At 72.0% G+C, this 16,340-nt stretch carries 13 protein-coding genes; 6 read left to right on the top strand and 7 right to left on the bottom strand.

Annotation, left to right across the window (positions count from 1 at the left end):
* Window positions 1–57: 57 nt before the first annotated feature.
* From E1200_RS20085 to E1200_RS20065, 5 genes are all read right to left on the bottom strand, one after another.
* Window positions 58–2,250 carry a bifunctional glycosyltransferase family 2 protein/CDP-glycerol:glycerophosphate glycerophosphotransferase gene (locus E1200_RS20085; protein ID WP_279484710.1) on the bottom strand — a complete coding sequence of 731 codons (2,193 nt, stop codon included), beginning with the start codon at window positions 2,248–2,250 and terminating at the stop codon, window positions 58–60.
* Window positions 2,251–2,345: 95 nt separating this feature from the next.
* Window positions 2,346–3,587, bottom strand: a complete 1,242-nt coding sequence (locus tag E1200_RS20080) for an acyltransferase family protein (RefSeq protein ID WP_131953586.1) — start codon at window positions 3,585–3,587, stop codon at window positions 2,346–2,348.
* Between the two features lie 105 nt (window positions 3,588–3,692).
* Complete coding sequence (locus E1200_RS20075) at window positions 3,693–4,853, bottom strand: acyltransferase family protein (protein ID WP_131953585.1); 1,161 nt, start codon at window positions 4,851–4,853, stop codon at window positions 3,693–3,695.
* Window positions 4,854–4,864: 11 nt separating this feature from the next.
* A complete protein-coding gene (locus E1200_RS20070; protein WP_131953584.1) occupies window positions 4,865–6,283 on the bottom strand; it encodes an LCP family protein in 1,419 nt (472 codons plus the stop codon).
* A 139-nt stretch (window positions 6,284–6,422) separates the two neighbouring features.
* Window positions 6,423–7,325, bottom strand: a complete 903-nt coding sequence (locus tag E1200_RS20065; RefSeq protein WP_131953583.1) for a TIGR03089 family protein — start codon at window positions 7,323–7,325, stop codon at window positions 6,423–6,425.
* 69 nt (window positions 7,326–7,394) lie between these two features.
* On the opposite strand from E1200_RS20065, the gene E1200_RS20060 reads away from it, so the two are divergent.
* From E1200_RS20060 to E1200_RS20050, 3 genes are all read left to right on the top strand, one after another.
* Complete coding sequence (locus tag E1200_RS20060; protein WP_131953582.1) at window positions 7,395–9,482, top strand: hypothetical protein; 2,088 nt, start codon at window positions 7,395–7,397, stop codon at window positions 9,480–9,482.
* Window positions 9,483–9,554: 72 nt separating this feature from the next.
* Window positions 9,555–10,601, top strand: coding sequence for a glycosyltransferase family 2 protein (locus E1200_RS20055; RefSeq protein WP_243708706.1), 1,047 nt, complete (start codon window positions 9,555–9,557; stop codon window positions 10,599–10,601).
* Between the two features lie 3 nt (window positions 10,602–10,604).
* Window positions 10,605–11,708: a glycosyltransferase family 4 protein gene (locus E1200_RS20050; RefSeq protein ID WP_131953581.1), complete on the top strand. Its 1,104-nt coding sequence runs from the start codon at window positions 10,605–10,607 to the stop codon at window positions 11,706–11,708.
* Here E1200_RS20050 and trxA read toward each other — a convergent pair.
* A complete protein-coding gene (gene trxA, locus E1200_RS20045) occupies window positions 11,689–12,012 on the bottom strand; it encodes a thioredoxin (protein ID WP_131953580.1) in 324 nt (107 codons plus the stop codon). The genes E1200_RS20050 and trxA overlap by 20 nt on opposite strands.
* Window positions 12,009–12,977 carry a lysylphosphatidylglycerol synthase transmembrane domain-containing protein gene (locus tag E1200_RS20040; protein ID WP_243708707.1) on the bottom strand — a complete coding sequence of 323 codons (969 nt, stop codon included), beginning with the start codon at window positions 12,975–12,977 and terminating at the stop codon, window positions 12,009–12,011. Before E1200_RS20040 ends, trxA begins: the two co-directional genes overlap by 4 nt.
* 65 nt (window positions 12,978–13,042) lie before the next feature.
* On the opposite strand from E1200_RS20040, the gene E1200_RS20035 reads away from it, so the two are divergent.
* The 3 genes from E1200_RS20035 to E1200_RS20025 all read left to right on the top strand — a co-directional run bounded on the left by E1200_RS20035 (window position 13,043) and on the right by E1200_RS20025 (window position 16,119).
* On the top strand, window positions 13,043–13,747 hold the full coding sequence (locus E1200_RS20035) for a class I SAM-dependent methyltransferase (protein WP_131953579.1): 705 nt from the start codon (window positions 13,043–13,045) through the stop codon (window positions 13,745–13,747).
* A 107-nt stretch (window positions 13,748–13,854) separates the two neighbouring features.
* Window positions 13,855–15,012 (top strand): glycosyltransferase family 1 protein, encoded by a 1,158-nt coding sequence (locus E1200_RS20030; protein ID WP_131953578.1) that lies wholly within the window; start codon window positions 13,855–13,857, stop codon window positions 15,010–15,012.
* 39 nt (window positions 15,013–15,051) lie between these two features.
* On the top strand, window positions 15,052–16,119 hold the full coding sequence (locus E1200_RS20025; protein WP_131953577.1) for an NDP-sugar synthase: 1,068 nt from the start codon (window positions 15,052–15,054) through the stop codon (window positions 16,117–16,119).
* Window positions 16,120–16,340 lie beyond the last annotated feature (221 nt).

Here is a 16,340-nt window from a genome sequence, read left to right as displayed (position 1 = left end):
GACGGGGAGCGCCGGATCTCTGGGCGGATGGTACTGCCCGCCGGCGGGCGGCGTGCGCTACTGCGGCGGGTTGGGGATCTTCTCGCCGAGGAACATCCGCCGGACGGCGCGCTCGGCCGCGTGCCCGTCGTCCCAGGGGCAGAACCGGGCCTTGAAGTCCGCGAGGTCCTTGCTCGCGGCGTCGCTCCACGCGGCCCGCGACACGAACGCCTCGACCAGCTCGTCCTCGGTGAAGGCGACGACGCCGGGCGGGGTGGCGGTCAGGTCGAAGTTGACGCCGCGGGTGAGCTTGTAGGTCTCCCAGTCGTTCGCGTAGATCACGATCGGCTTGCCGAGGTTGGCGTAGTCGAACATGATCGACGAGTAGTCGGTGAGCAGGGCGTCGGAGGCGATGGCGAGGTCCTCCACCGACGGGTGCCGGGACACGTCGATGATCCGGCCCTCCGGCCAGCCCATGTCCGCCGCCAGGTTCGCGATCTTGTAGAAGTAGTGCGCCCGCAGCAGCAGGACGTGGTCGTCGCCGAGCTGCTCCATGACCCGGCCGATGTCGAACATCGGGCTGTACTGGCGCTGGTAGTCGCGGTGCGTCGGCGCGTACAGGATCGCGGTCGCGCCCGCCGGGACGCCGAGCTCGGCGCGCAGCGCCGCCCGCTGCTCCTCGTCGCCGATCGCGTTCACCAGCCGGTCGTTGCGCGGGTAGCCGATCTCCAGCATCTCGTAGTTGCAGGGGAAGCCGCGCTCCCACGCCTCGGTGGACAGCGGGTTGGACGACACGAGGTAGTCCCAGCGGTCCGAGCGCGTGATGAGGGCCTTGAAGTCCATGTCCTTGGCGCCGACCGGGAAGTCCATCTGGTCGAGGCCCATCTTCTTCAGCGGGGTGCCGTGCTGCGTCATCATGTGCACCTGCCCCGGCCGCTTCACGTACTCGTCGGGGAAGTTGACGTTGTTGACGAAGTACTTCGCGCGGGCCAGCGTCCGGTAGTAGTCGGCGGACCCGAAGACGACGTAGTCCACGCCTTCCGGCATGGTCTTGCGCCCGCCCGGCTTCACCACCCACACGGGGCGGATGTGCGGGGCCAGCTCGCGGACCTTCTCGTAGATCGCCGCCGGGTTGCAGGCGTAGCCGCGGTACCAGTAGGCGGCGAACACCGCGAGGTTCTCGTCGATCGCCAGCCGCCGCTGCATCCGGTAGTAGGGGCGCTCCTTGGCCAGGTCCTTCGACAGCCGCACCCCGCGCCGCCCGGCCCGGGTGATCTTGTGGCCTTTGCGGCGCGCCTTGTGCTTGACCTCCTGCGCCCGCACCCGCTGGAAGCCCCGGTAGTCGTTCGCCTTCACCATCCGGTGCTTGTCGGCGAGGAACGGCTTGTCCTCCGGGTCGGGCGGGACGTGCCCCTCGGGCTCGTACTTGGCGTACGTCTTCGACATCTCGGCGAAGAAGCGCTCTTCGTCGGACTCGTGGACGCGGTCGCCGCGCTCGATGATGACGAGCAGGTGCCAGATCGTCCGGTCGAACATCAGCGGCCGGAACGGGTCGGCCTCGGCGCCCATCCGGTTCATGAACTCGAAGACGCGGTCGTACTGCGCGAACGCGTCGAAGTGCTTGGCGCCGGTGGTGCGGGTGATCGCGCCGCGGCGGCGCTGCCGGTAGATGTAGCAGACCCGGTCCAGCAGGCTCAGCCGCTCGGCGGCCATGAGGATCGGGTAGGTGACGTTGAGGTCCTCGTAGTAGCCGCCGCTGAACCGCAGGTCCTGTTCGAGGAGGAACTCCCGGCGGATCGCCTTGTTCCACGCCGTCATCATCATCTCAAGGACGCTCGGGCGCTCCGCCAGCGTGAACACGTCCGGCGCGGGCGGCTCCCGGAACAGGTGGTTGATGACGCTGCGCTTGACGCGGCCGTTCCAGTAGGCGCGGGCGTAGTCGAAGACCAGGACGTCCGGGCGGGTCTCTTCGAGCCGGTCGACGATGGCCCGGACGGCGCCCTCCGTCGCGTAGTCGTCGCTGTCGAAGAACCAGACGTAGTCGCCGGTCGCCATGTCGAGCCCGATGTTGCGGGCGTGCCCGAGCCCGACGTTCTCCTCAAGGTGCCGCACCCGGACGCGCGAGTCGCGCTCGGCGAACTCGTCGAGGATCTCCCCGCAGCCGTCCGGGGACCGGTCGTCGACCGCGATGACCTCCAGGTTCGGCAGGCTCGGGTCGAGGATCGAGTCCAGGCACTGCCTGATGTACCCCTGCACTTTGTGCACCGGCACGATGATGCTCAAGGAGATACCGCTATCGCTGCTCACACGTAGGCCAATCAGCTACTCGGTGAATCTGGACCATACCCACAAGTGGTAGGTAAATCTTATGTCCTGGCATGGGACGGCTTGAGCAGCCATCGGGCCTTGGGCTCGACCGCCCAGTGGGTGAGCCGCTGGACGGGCGCGGTCGCGAGGACGACGCCGAGCAGGGCCGCCAGCAGGGTCACCCCGACCAGGCCGAGCGGGGTGTGCAGGACGGGTTCGGCCAGGACGCCGGTGTAGTCGAACGTCTTCACGATGAGTCCGTGGAGCAGGTACACGTACATGGACCGGGTCCCCATCCGGGTGTACCAGGAGTGGCCTCGCGGGATCACCGCGAGGAAGGCGGCGCCGAGGAAAACGGCGAAGCCGAGCGCCGCGAGGCGGTAGCCCGAACCGGTCAGGGCCCCGAAGCCCATGTCCTCGTAGCCCTGGTTCCAGAGGATGAACCCGCGGTCCATCCGGGGGACGACGACGCCCTTCTCCCAGATGTAGGCGACGGGGAGCGCCAGGGCGAGCACGGCGAGGCCGGCCCAACGCGTCCAGGAGCGGCGCAGCCACTGGATGTGCCGGGGGTCGATCGTCAGGCCCAGCACGAAGATCGGGAGCAGCCCGGCGGTGCGGCTGAGCGTCGAGTCGGCGGTGAACGCCCAGCAGCCGGCGGCGAGGCTCAGCGCCACCGCGATCAGCACGGGATGGCGGAGGTGCCCCCACAGCGGGGCGCTCAGCCGCCAGAACACCATGGCGATCAGGAACCACATCAGGAAATGCGGCCGGAAAAGCGCACTCAAGCTGAAATCAACGTCGTTGATGAGAACGAGTTGCGCCCGGTAGAGCAGGATGAAAATCACGTACGGAACGATCAGCGTGGGGAAGATACTGCGGAACTTGTCCGTCGATCGCATGAACCCGCGCGAGAAGTAGCCGGCGATGAAGACGAACACCGGCATGTGGAAGCCGTAGAGCACCACGTACGCCGCCCGCGCGGCGGTGCTGTCCCCGTACTCCGCCCAGACGTGCCCCACGACGACGAGGGCCGCGGTGAAGAACTTGGCGTTGTCGAAGAAGGCGTCCCGCTGCCGCGGCGCCGCGGGCGCCGCGGTCCCGGCGGGGCCCTGCGGGTCCAGCACCGCGGTCCGGGCGCCCGTGCTCACCGGTGCGGTACTACCCGGTGCGGGGCTCCCCGTCATCGTGCCGGAGGCGGTGAGGTCCGGTGCGGTGACGTCGGGGGCGGTAGCGGCCGGTGCGCCGGCGTTCGGCGGCGGGCCGGACACGGGGGGACGCGGCGGAGGGATGGTGTCGGTCATGTCTCCGAAAGCTTCATTCAGTAGCTGACAGCCGTTCACGTGGAGGCACGGGCGACTCTAGCCCTCAGTGGGGGGAGATGTGGCCAGATGTGTGAGTTTGCGGCGCTAGCCGCGGCGGCCGGGGCGGCGCAGCGGGGTGAACACCCACGTCATCTTGGGCTCCAGCGCCCAGCTCATCGTCCGCACGACGTACTTCGAGCACAGGAACGTCCCGACCACGACGGCGATGCAGGCCACGAGCGTGACGCCGACCGGGTTGTGCATCCAGTCGATGCCCCACCAGCCGGTGAAGTTCATCGCCCGGGTGACGAACCCGTGCAGCAGGTAGGCGTACAGCGTCGCGGCGCCCAGGCCGGTGAACCAGTACCGCTTGCGCGGGATCTGGGTGAGGAACGCGGCCACGAGGACGATCGCGCAGGCGAACATCGCCAGCCGCATCAGCGAACCGGTGAAGTTGCTGACGTTGAAGTCCTCGTGGGGGTGCTTCCAGTAGACCCACCCGCGCGACATGCGGTCCATGACGAAGAACGAGGCGGCGAACCCGACGGCGAGCACCGCGGCCCCGATCGGCCGCGCGATCGGCTTCTTCAGCAGCTCGAAGTGCTGCGGCTTCAGGGTGAGGCCGAGGACGTAGAAGGGCAGCAGCCCGATCACCCGGTGGATGTCGAACGTCCCGCCGAGGTCGCTCATGTACGACAGCAGCGAGAAGCCCAGCGCCACGGCCAGCGGCCAGCGGATCTGCTGCCAGACCGGGGTGGACAGCCGCCACATGAACAGCGCGCACAGGAACCACGTCAGGTAGTACGGGTTCAGCAGGCTGATCTCCAGCGCGTTGCGGCCCGCCAGCCAGTCGTAGATGGAGTAGGCGAACTCGAACACCACGTACGGCACCCCGACGTTGGTGATGAGCTTGCGCGCCTTGCCGCCGGAGAACGTCCAGTTCCGCGAGAAGTAGCCGGTGATCACGATGAACAGCGGCATGTGGAACATGTAGATGAACAGGTACAGCCCCTGCGCGAGCGGGACGTCCTGCAGGTAGGCCAGGGAGTGGCCCACCACCACCAGGAGGATCGCGAAGTACTTGGCGTTGTCGAAGAACGGGTCGCGCTGCTTGCGCGGCGCGGGGGCCTCCGCGGCGCCGGCGTCGCGCGGGGCGGGCGCCGCCGGGGCGAGCGCCTCCGGCGCCGGGGCCGTGGGATCGGTGGACAGCGGCCGGCCGTCGCGCGGCGCGGTGTCGGCTCCCGAATGCCTGGTGGTGTACGTCATAGGCTGCCGGCCTAGGTCTCCTTGCAGATGTCTTCGTTCGCGCGGATCTCGCCCTGCTGCTTGGGAATGCCGCCCCCGGCGCTCTTCAGGTTCGTCCAGTCGCGTCCGACGACCAGGTCGACGATGCCCGGGGTGCCGCCGCTGCGCGCGGCGGGCCGCGGATTGCTCGGGATGAGTGCGGCCAGCGTCTTGGAGTGCTGGTCGGCACCCGAACCGTACAGCACCCGCGTGGTCGCGGTCAGGGAAGGCGCGTTTCCGCCGACGGTGACCTGGAAGCCCTGCGACTCCAGGTCGTCGGCGACGCGGCTCGCCTGGCCGTCGATGCCGCTGCCGTTGAAGACGCGCACCCGGACCTGGTTCGGCGGGATGCGCTGCGCGCCGGCCTTGGGCTTCTCGGGCACGGTCTTGTCGCTGCGGACGGCGGCGAAGAACGGCTGGGCGTTCGCGCTGAGCGCCACGCGGTTCGGGTCCAGCGGGTCGGGCCCGGAGGGGACGGTGACGAACCGCAGCTTGCCGGAGCTGACGCCCTGCATCTCCTGGGCGATGTCCATCATGACCTGCGGCGTCAGCTCGCTGTCGGTGGTGAGCGACTTGGTCACCGCGTTCATCAGGGCGAGCAGCTTCTTGGGATTGCTGATCACGCCCGCGCTCAGCGCCTTGTTGGCGAGGGCGCCCATGAACTTCTGCTGGCGCTTGATGCGGTCGAGGTCGGAGCCGTCGCCGAGGCCGTGCCGGACGCGCACGTAGGCCAGGGCCGTCTCACCCTTGATGTTGTGCTTGCCCGCGCCGAGCCGGAGCTTCGACTTGGGGTCGTTGACCGCCTTCGGCAGGCACACCGGGACCCCGCCGATCGCGTTCGTGATCGACTTGAACCCGTTGAAGTCGACCTGCATGAAGTGGTCGACGCGGATGTTGGAGATGCTCTCGATCGTCTTGATGACGCAGGCGGCGCCGCCCTTGGTGAACGCCGAGTTGATCTGGGCGCGCTCCTCCGCCGGGTAGACCTGGCCGCTCTCCCCCTTGCAGGACGGCATCCGGACCATGAGGTCGCGCGGGAAGCTGATCGCCATCGCCTGGCCGCCGCCGGGGGACAGGTGCAGCAGGATCATCGTGTCCGAGCGGGGCGGGTCGCTCTTCAGCTGGCGCCCGTACTTGGCGTTGGCGCCCGTGCGGGTGTCGGACCCGAGCAGCAGGATGTTCAGCGCCTTGTTCAGCTTCTTCGGCCGGTCGGGGCCGAGCCGGGCGTTGACGTCCTCGTGCGAGATGTTCCCGAACGCCTGGCGGTACACGCCGTAGGCGGTGAGGGACCCGACGACCATCAGCACCGACATTCCGATGCACACCCATCCGAGGATGCGCCAGCCGCGTCGCGGCGCCGGCTCTGGGTCGGCGTCGTCGACGTACTCCATGTACATCGGGTTGCTGTTCATGGGCTCCGTGATCCCGGGGTAGGCAGATCCGGGGGCCGGGCCGCGCCCCGCGGGGGCGGCCGGTGCTTCCGGTGTCGGGTGCTGCGGTCGGTACTGGTCCTGGGCGGTCGGGTACTGGACGAGGGCAAGGAGAGCGTAGTCAGGCGAGCCGGTGCGGGTCCCCGGATTCGGCATTCCATCCGGGCAGACCGGCGACCACCGTCACATGCTCCATGGTGAGGCGACGATCTAGCGTAGCTTTGTCGAAGTTTCGTTGGATTATGACGGAAGCTCCCGAGATCAATGGTGCCACCAGCCCGGTGAGCACGCCGTCGAGCGTCCCGAACGACATGCCGACCAGGAGCCGGTCGCGCGCCTCCAGCCGCCACTTCCCGGCCGCCGCGCGCCCGGCCGCGACGAGCTCCGCGCCGCTGAGTGTGGCGTTTGTCACACGGATCGCGGGCGTCTCGGGCGTGACCTCCGGGTCGGGGACGAAGCGGTCGCCATGGCCGCGGACCTCCGCGGAGTAGTCGGTGACGCCGGGCGGGCCGTCGGCCAGCGGGCCGCCGAGGGCGTGCAGCGAGAGCCCGACGATCTCCTCGGCCCCGCCCGCCAGTACCTCGTCGGTGAGCACGTCGTCGAGCACCTCCTCCGCCACCGCAAGGATGTACGGCTCGGCGGGCCCCGCCGGTTCGGCCGTCGCGCCGGCGGCGCCGCGCCCGCGGACCGCCGCGGGGTCGACCGGCTCGGCCACGACCCCGGCGGACCAGCAGGCCATCAGCCAGACGGCGGTCTGCCAGTGCGGCGGCAGGACGAGCACGGCCCGCGTGCCCGGCTCGGCGGCCAGCCCGTCGACCAGGAAGTTCGCGGTCTTGGCGACCCAGTTGTCGAACGTCCGCGCGGACAGCTCGACGCGTTCGCCGCTCGCGTCGTCGTAGAAGGTCACCAGCGGGCTGGACGGGTCGTCCGCCAGCCGGCGCCGCAGCAGCTCAGCGGGACCGGCCGTCTCCCCGCCCGCATCCCTGCCCGTGCCGCCGCCCGTGTTCCCGGCGTGTGCGCTCATGGGGCGAGCGTATGCCCGCGTGATCGCTGTGACGTCATCACCCTGCCGGGACCGCTACGCTCCGCACGGGTGGAGGAGTCGACGGACGGGCACGGGGCGGGAACATTGGACGCGGGTCGGCTGCTCGTGCGCGTGACCGTCGTCCCGACGCTGCTCATCGTGGCGTGGCTGGCCGTATCGCTCCCGCTGCTGATGGCCGGCGCGCTCCGCCCGGTCCCGGCGCTGGCGCTGTTCGTCCCCGTCGCGGCGCTCGTCCTCTGGCTCGGCCTGCGGTCCGGGCCGGGCGGCGGCGACGCGCCCGGACGGCGGGAACTGCCGGGCCGGGGGCCGGTGCCGTGGTGGCCGCTCATCACCGTCTTCGGCATCGCGGCGGCGTTCCTGGTGCTCCAGATCGCCATGTGCGCGGAGCAGATCATCGTCCGCCGCGACCCCGCCTCCTACGTGCAGTTCGCGACCTGGCTGGCCGGGCACGGATCGCTGCCGATCCCGCTGTCGGAGCAGGCGTTCGGCGGCCCCGACCCCGCCCTCGCCTACGAGAGCCCCGCCTTCTACCAGGCGGACGGCGCGATCGTCCCGCAGTTCATGGCGGGGCTGCCGCTGCTGCTCACGCTCGGCGGCTGGGCGGGCGGCACCCACGGCATCCTGCTGGCCGCGCCGCTGCTCGGCGCGTGCTGCGTGCTGGCGTTCGCCGGGCTGGTCGCCCGCCTCGTCGGGCCCCGCTGGGCGCCGGCCGGCGCGCTGCTGCTCGCGCTGACGCTGCCGATGCTCTACGTGTCCCGCAACACCTTCAGCGAGCCGCCCGCGATCGTGCTGCTGCTGGGCGGGCTGTCGCTGCTGCACGACGCCCGGCGCGCGGAGGGCCGCCGGGCCGACCGGCTGGCGTTCCTTGCCGGGCTCGCGCTCGGCCTGATCGTCCTGGTCCGCATCGACGGCCTGCGCGACATCCTGCCGGCCCTCGTCTTCGCCGGGCTGCTGGCGGCGCTCGGGCGGCGGACCGGCCGGTGGCTGGGCGGCGGGCTGCTGCTCGGCGCCGGCGCCGGGCTCGCCGAGGGCTTCGGCCTCTCCCGGCCGTACCTGACCTACCTGGAGGCGTCGCTCACGCCGCTGCTGGTCATCACGGGGGCGATCGTCACCGGGACGGCCGTGATGGTGGCGGTGCTGCGCTGGAACCGGACGGGCCCGCGGGTGCGGCGCGCCGGCGCCGCGGTCGCGCGGGGCAGGCTGCCGGGCGCCGCCGCCGTGCTGACCGTGCTGGTCCTGCTGGGGTTCGCGGTCCGGCCGCTGGTGCAGACCGTCCGCCGCCCCCCGGCCACGGCGGACGACGAGATGAACGTCCGCTTCATCGAGACGATCCAGCGCATCCAGCACCTCCCCGTGGACGGCACCCGCCAGTACTCCGAGCTGTCGCTGCACTGGGTCGCCTGGTACATCGGCCCGCCCGCGCTACTGTTCGCGGCGCTCGGCGCGGCGCTGCTGGTGCGGCGGCTGCTGCGCGGGCAGTCCACCGAATGGCTGCTGCCCTACGCGATGGTCGTCTGGACGACGACGCAGGTGCTGCTGCGGCCGGGCATCACCCCCGACCACCCGTGGGCGTCCCGGCGGCTGATCGGCCTCGTCATCCCCGGCCTGCTGCTGTTCACCGTGTTCGCCGCGGCCTGGACGTTCCGGCGCGTCCGCCGCCTCGGCTACTCGCCGCGCGCGATGCGGATCGGCGCGGTCACCGGCGTCGGGCTCCTGCTGGTGCCGGTCGTGCTGACGTCCGGCGGGTACCTCGTGACGCGGACGGAGCGGCACGAGGTGGCCGCCGTCGAGGGAATGTGCGGCGCGCTGCCGCCGGACGCCTCGGTCGTGGTCGTCGAGCACTCCACCGCCGACCGGTTCCTGCAGGTCGTGCGCGGCATGTGCGGGCGGCCCGCCGCGCGCACCACCGCCGCGGCGACACCCGCCGACGTGCGGCGCGTCATCGGCGGGGTGCGCGACGCCGGCCGCCGCCCGGTCATGATGGCGGCGAAGGCGGAGCAGGTCGCGCCGTACGGGCCGCCGTCCCGGGTCCTGCGGCTCGACACGCGGCAGGACGGCCGCACCCTCACCGAGCCGCCCGGCGGGACGTGGGGCCTGTCGATGGAGGTCTGGATCGCCGAACCCGGCCGGTCCTGAGCGGCGGCGCGTCCCGGCCGCTCCGCCGCTTCGGGCGGCTCCGGCGCGTCCGGGCGAGTATCCTCGCGCTGCGTGAGCACCCAGTCTGCCGAGACCCAGTCCGCCGAGCCGATGGCCGAGCCCGCCGCCGGGGCGCCGCCCGCGCCGCCGGCCGCGCCGGCCGTGCCGCCCGCGCCCGGCCCCGTGCGCGCGCCGGAGGCGGCGCCGGACGCGGCCGAGCCCGCGGAGCGGCCGGTCCACGTCACGATCGTGCTGCCCTGCTACAACGAGCAGGACCACGTGATCGACGAGGTCGAGCGCATCTGCGCGGCGATGGACGCGAGCGGCAAGAGCTACGAGCTGCTGGCCGTCGACGACTGCTCGACCGACGCGACGCTCGCCCGGCTGGAGGAGGCCGCGCCCCGCTTCCCGAACATGCGGGTCATCGCGTTCCAGCACAACAGCGGCTCGGGCACCGTGCGCCGCATCGGCTCCCAGCAGGCCCGCGGCGACATCGTCGTCTGGACCGACGCCGACATGTCCTACCCCAACGAGCGCATCCCCGAGCTGGTGGAGCTGCTCGACACCGACCCGTCCATCGACCAGGTCGTGGGGGCGCGCAAGAGCGAGGAGGGCTCGCACAAGGCGCTGCGGGTGCCCGCCAAGTGGTTCATCCGCAAGGTCGCCGAGCGGCTCACCAACTCCAAGATCCCCGACCTGAACTCGGGGCTGCGCGCGTTCCGCCGCGAGGTGTCGCTGCCGTACCTGCGGCTGCTGCCGCCCGGGTTCTCCTGCGTCACGACGATCACGATCGCGTTCCTGTCGAACCAGCACCCGGTCCACTACATGCCGATCGACTACGCCAAGCGTGCCGGGAAGTCGAAGTTCCACTTCACGAAGGACGCCTACCGCTACATCCTGCAGGTGCTGCGGATGGTCATGTACTTCAACCCGCTCAAGGTGCTGATGCCGCCCGCGCTGTGGCTGATCTTGATCGGGCTGGGCAAGGGCGTGTACGACATGATCGCCCACTTCGGGTACTTCGCCAACAACACCATCATGATCTTCGTGACGGGGCTGATCATCGCGTCGCTGGCGCTGCTGGCCGACCTGATCGTCCGATCGCGCGGCGACGTCTAGCGCATGCCCCGCACACTCAGGATCGCCATCGTCGGGCCGGCGTTCCCGTACAAGGGCGGCGGCGCGCACCACACGACCGAGCTGGCGCACCGGCTGGCGGCGGCGGGCCACGAGGTGGCCATCGAGTCGTGGCGCGCCCAGTACCCCGGGTTCCTCTACCCGGGGCAGCAGACGATCTCCGACCCGGAGGGCGAGCCGTTCCCGGGGACGCGGCGGCGGCTCGACTGGCGCCGCCCCGACGGCTGGTACCGCACCGGACGCGACCTGCGCGCCTACGACCTCGTGGTCTTCGCGGTGCTGAGCCCGGTCCAGGTGCCGTCCTACCTGGGCATCCTCGCGGGCCTGCGGCGCGGCGCGCGGACGGTGGCGCTCTGCCACAACGTCCTGCCGCACGAGCGCAAGCCCTACGACGCGCCGCTGATGAAGCGCCTGCTGCGCAAGGTGGACGGCGTCCTCGTCCACTCGGAGGCGCAGGCGGAACTGGCGCGGGGGCTCACCGGGCGGCCCGTCAGCGTCGCCGAGATGCCCGCGCACCTGCCGGTGGGCCCCGCCGCCGCACCGGGCGACGCGAAGGTGCGGCGCCGGCTGCTGTTCTTCGGGATCGTCCGCCCGTACAAGGGGCTGGACGTCCTGCTGCGCGCCCTCGCCGAGGGGCCGGCCGACGTGGGGCTGACCGTCGCGGGGGAGTTCTGGGGCGGGCTGGACGAGACGCGCGAGCTGATCCGCTCGCTGGACCTCACCGCGCGGGTCGAGCTGCGGCCGGGCTACGTCCCGGCCGCCGACGTGCCGGGGCTGTTCGCCGCCGCCGACGCGCTCGTCCTGCCGTACCGGACGGCGACCGCGTCGCAGAACGTGTGGATGGCCCACGAGCACGGCCTCCCGGTCATCGCGACCGACGTCGGCGGCTTCGCCGGCCAGGTCCGCGACGGCGTGGACGGCCTCGTCTGCGCGCCCGGCGACACCGCGTCCCTGGCCGAAGCCCTGCACCGCTTCTACGCGCCGGGCGAGCCGGAACGCCTCCGCTCCGGCGTCCGCCCGGTCGACCACGCCCCCGTGTGGGCCGCCTACCTCGACGCGCTCACGGCGCTCAGAGGTGCGGCTCGATGACCTTCAGCAGGGCGCGCTTGGGCTTGGCGCCCACGATCTGCTCGACGACCTCGCCGTTCTTGATGAGCAGCAGCGTCGGCAGGCCCATCACGCCGTACTTGTTGGGGGTCTCGGGGTTCGCGTCGTAGTCCAGCTTCGCGATCTTGAGCTTGCCGTCCTGCTCCGCGGCGATCTGGTCGAGGACGGGGGCGACCATCCGGCAGGGGCCGCACCAGTCGGCCCAGAAGTCGACGAGCACGGGGGTGTCGCTGCCGAGGACCTCGTCCGCGAACGTCGCGTCGGTCACGGTGATCGGGGCGGTCACGGTCCCTCCTTCGTAGGGTGCGTATCCCTCACAAGCTCCTTGGCCGGCGGTTCATTCCCCGGCGCCGGGGTCGTGCGCCCGAGCAGCAGCGCGATGCCGGCGACGATGAGGTCGGCGGCGGTCAGCAGCACCCGGGACGCGATCGCGACCACGACCGGCGCGCCCGCCGGCAGCGCCGGGGTCAGCACCACCGTCAGCGCGGCCTCCCGCGCCCCGATGCCGCCCGGCGCGATGAAGACGAGGAACCCGGCGACGAACGCCAGCGCGTACGCGCCCGTCGCGAGGAACGGCAGGCCCGCGCCGTCGCCGCCGACGGCGTCGCACAGCAGCCAGGTGTGCGCGCCGAACAGGATCCAGCCGAGGACCGTCCAGCCGATGGCGCGCAGCGTGACGGCCAGGCTCACCGGGCGCTCCAGCGGCGGCCGCCGGATCACCCGGAGCATCAGCCCCAGCGACCAGCTCACGATCCGCGGGTGGAGCAGCGCCAGCAGGACCGGCGCCAGCAGGAACAGGTACCAGTAGTCTTCGCGCGCCGTCACCGACGTCAGCGGCAGCGTCACCGCCGCGACGGCCAGCCCGCACGCCGTGGACGTCGCGACCGCGAGCATCGTCGACCCGAAGCTGCGCTCGGGGGGCACGTCGTGCTCCCGGGTCATCTCGATCTGCGTCACCAGCGCCCAGACCTTGCCCGGCACGTACTTGCCGAGCTGCGAGATCCCGGAGATCCGGAAGATGGCGCGGACGGGCAGCGGCGAGCCGAGGCCGCCGAGGAACTCCCGCCAGCCCAGCATCCAGACGAAGAGCCCGGCGAGCCCCGCCGCCAGCGCCGCGGCCAGCGTCGCCCACGACATCTGCCGGAAGGCGTGCACCGCCTCGTCACGCTGGGAGACCACGCTGTAGGCGCAGAACGCCAGCGCGAGCAGCACCAGGAGGACCCGCAGCACGCGCACGGCGACGACCTTCATCTTCACGCGCCCAGGGTAGGCGAACCGGGCCTCCCGGCCGCCCGCGCCGCCTACAGTTGGGGGCGATGAAGATCTCGGATGTGGTCGCCTTCATGGGCCACCAGGTGCACGTGTGCCGGTATCGCGAGGCGGGGACGCTCCTCGACTGGATGGGGCGTGACCTGCGCGGCCGCCGCGTCCTCGACGTCGCCGGCGGCGACGGCTACTGGGCCGGCCGGGCACGCCGGCGCGGCGCCGACGCCGTCTCCATCGACCTCGCGCGGGGAAAGATGGCGTACGGCCGGACGCTCGCGCACGCGCCCGCGCTGATCGAGTGCGACGCGCTGCGCCTCCCGTTCGCCGACGGCTCGTTCGACGCGGTCCTGTCGGTCTGCGCGATCGAGCACTTCGACGACGGCGGCCGGTCGCTGGACGAGATGGCGCGCGTCCTCAAGCCCGGCGGCGAGATCTTCATGTCCGCCGACGTGCTGAGCCGCGCCGACACCTGGCCGAAGCTGCGCGACGCGCACAAGGCCAAGTACCACGTCCAGCACACCTACACCCACGACAGCCTCCGCAAGCTCATGGACGAGCGCGGCCTCGACCTCGTCAGGTACAGCTACCAGTTCCGCACCGCCGCGACCGAGCGCCTCTACCTGTCGCTCTCCACCTACGGCGGCAAGGTCGGCTTCAACGCGGCGGCGCCGCTCACCCCCCTCGTGGCGCTCGCCGACCGCAGAGCCCCGAACGACCGCGGGAGCATCGTCCTCATCCACGCCCGCAAAAGGTGATCTCCGGGCGTGCGCGGGCGTGAATGAGGTGCCGCGCGAGGGGCACCAACGGGCGTAGGCTCGGACGGTAAAGGGTGATCTACGCCACCGCGGATGGGGGAGAGACCGTGGCGCCTCGGATTCTGCTCGACGCGACCGCCGTGCCGGCCGACCGCGGCGGGCTCGGCCGGTATGTCGACGGGCTGCTGTGCGCCCTGCACGCGCAGGGCGCGGACCTGGCGGTCGCCTGCCAGCGGGCGGACGAGAAACGCTACGCGGGCCTCGTCCCCGGCGCGCAGGTCGTCGCCGGCCCGGCGGGCCTGTCGCACCGCGCCACCCGTCTCGCCTGGGAGCAGTCGAGCCTCCCGCACGTCGCCGAGCGCGTCGGCGCGGACGTCCTCCACCTGCCGACCTACACGATCCCGGTCAGCCTGGCGCTGCCGACGGTGGTGACGATCCACGACGTGACGCTGTTCGCCGAGCCGGAGCCGTACGACCCGGTCCGCACCACCTACGTCAAGTCGGCGACCCGCACCGCCGCGCGCCGCGCCACCCGGCTGATCGCCCCGTCCCAGGCGACGCGGGACGAGCTGGTCCGCGTCCTCGGCGCCGACCCCGCCGGCATCGACGTCGCCTACCACGGCGTCGACCAGCAGGTGTTCCACCGGCCGTCCGAGGCGGAGATCAAGCAGGTCTCCGACCGGCTCGGCCTGCACGGCCACCCCTACGTCGCGTACCTGGGGGCGCTGGAGCCTCGCAAGAACGTCCCGAACCTGATCCGCGGCTGGGTGCGCGCCTGCGAGCACCGCCCGGACGCCCCGGCGCTCGTCCTCGCGGGCGGCGGCGGCTGGGACGACGAGGTCGACGCCGCGCTCGCGACCGTCCCGCTGAACCTGCGCGTGCTGCGCCCCGGCTACCTGTCCCGGTCGGCCCTGCCGGGCTTCTTCGGCGGCGCGCTGGTCGTCGCCCTCCCCAGCCGCGGCGAGGGCTTCGGCCTCCCGGTGCTGGAGGCCATGTCCTGCGGCGCGCCCGTCCTGACGACCCGGCGCGGCCCCCTCCCCGAGGTGGGCGGCGACGCGGTCGCCTACACCGAGCCCGACCCGTCCGGCATCGGCACGGCGCTCGACGAGCTGTTCGACGACCCGTCCCGCCGCTCCGCCCTCGCCGACGCCGCCCACGTCCGCGCGGGCGAGTTCTCCTGGTCCGCTTCGGCCGAAGCCCACCTGGCCTCCTACCAGCGCGCCGTCGACCAGTACCAATCAACCAAAACCGGCCGCACCCAGTAGGCTCGCCTCCACCACGCCCGCGGTGGAGAAGGGAACCGAGTGGAAGCGATTTTGCTGGTCGGAGGGCAGGGGACGCGGCTGCGGCCGCTGACCATCTCCACCCCGAAGCCGCTGCTGCCCACGGCCGGGGTGGCGTTCCTCGCCCACCAGCTCGCGCGGGCGCACGCCGAGGGCGTCGAGCGCATCGTGTTCGCGACGTCCTACCGGGCGGAGATGTTCGAGGAGGCGTTCGGCAACCGCGCGCACGGCGTCGACCTGGTCTACGTCGTCGAGGACGAGCCGCTCGGCACCGGCGGCGCCATCCGCAACGCCGCGCGGGCACTGACCTCCGGCCCGGACGACCCGGTGCTGATCCTGAACGGCGACATCCTGTCCGGCCACGACGTGCGCGCCCAGGTCAAGCTGCACGAGGAGGCCGGGGCCGCGGTGACGCTGCACCTGACCGAGGTCGACGACCCCTCCCGCTTCGGCTGCGTGCCCACCGACGACCACGGGCGCGTCACCGCGTTCCTGGAGAAGACGCCGGATCCGGTGACGAACCAGATCAACGCGGGCTGCTACGTCTTCCGGCGCTCGGTCATCGACACGATCCCCGAGGGCGAGGTCGTGTCCGTGGAGCGGGAGACGTTCCCGGCGCTCATCGCGTCCGGCGCCACGGTGATGGGGCACGTCGAGTCGGGCTACTGGCTGGACGTCGGCACGCCCGAGGCGTTCGTCCGCGGCTCCCGCGACCTGGTCCTCGGGGCGTTGGCGTCCCCGGCGATGCCCGGCGAGCCCGGTGAGCGCCTCACGCTCCCCGGTGCGAGCGTCGCCGCGGACGCGGTCGTCGCCGGCGGCACGTCCATCGGCCGGGGCGCCGTGATCGAGTCCGGCGCCACCGTGACCGGCAGCGTCCTGCTCGACGACGCGTTCGTCGCCGAAGGCGCCACGGTCCGCGACTCGGTGCTGAGCCGGGGCGCCCGGGTGGGGGGCGGTGCCGTCCTGGACGGCGTGGTCCTCGGCGACGGCGCCGTGGTCGGGCCGGGCAACGAGCTGCGCGGCGGCCTGCGCGTGTGGCCGGGCGTGGAGCTCCCGCCGACCGCCGTCCGCTTCTCCGCCGACACTTGACCCTGCCCGTGGATACCGGCGGCGCGCGGGTGCGGGAGTGGCGGCCGCCGTGGGAGCTGGATCTGCTGGGGACGCTTTCGCCGCATCGGCGGGGGCATCGGGATCCGGCGTTCCGGGTGGAGCCGGATGGGTCTGTCTGGCGGGCCTCGTACACGCCTGACGGGCCCGGGACGCTTCGGCTTCGGTTGACCGGGGACGTTGTGGAGGCCATGGGCTGGGGG

The organism is Actinomadura sp. GC306, from assembly GCF_004348665.1.
In the GTDB taxonomy this organism is placed as follows: Bacteria; Actinomycetota; Actinomycetes; order Streptosporangiales; family Streptosporangiaceae; genus Spirillospora.
Note: the sequence above shows the minus strand (reverse complement) of the source record. Positions and strands in the feature narration are given on the sequence as shown.

What these genes read in the sequence shown, in the direction of transcription:
- E1200_RS20075 (WP_131953585.1), bottom strand. Translation starts at nt 4,853, where the DNA reads ATGACGTACACCACCAGGCATTCGGGAGCCGACACCGCGCCGCGCGAC.
- E1200_RS20080 (WP_131953586.1), bottom strand. Translation starts at nt 3,587, where the DNA reads ATGACCGACACCATCCCTCCGCCGCGTCCCCCCGTGTCCGGCCCGCCG.
- E1200_RS20040 (WP_243708707.1), bottom strand. Translation starts at nt 12,977, where the DNA reads ATGAAGGTCGTCGCCGTGCGCGTGCTGCGGGTCCTCCTGGTGCTGCTC.
- E1200_RS20050 (WP_131953581.1), top strand. Translation starts at nt 10,605, where the DNA reads ATGCCCCGCACACTCAGGATCGCCATCGTCGGGCCGGCGTTCCCGTAC.
- E1200_RS20070 (WP_131953584.1), bottom strand. Translation starts at nt 6,283, where the DNA reads ATGAACAGCAACCCGATGTACATGGAGTACGTCGACGACGCCGACCCA.
- E1200_RS20035 (WP_131953579.1), top strand. Translation starts at nt 13,043, where the DNA reads ATGAAGATCTCGGATGTGGTCGCCTTCATGGGCCACCAGGTGCACGTG.
- E1200_RS20065 (WP_131953583.1), bottom strand. Translation starts at nt 7,325, where the DNA reads ATGAGCGCACACGCCGGGAACACGGGCGGCGGCACGGGCAGGGATGCG.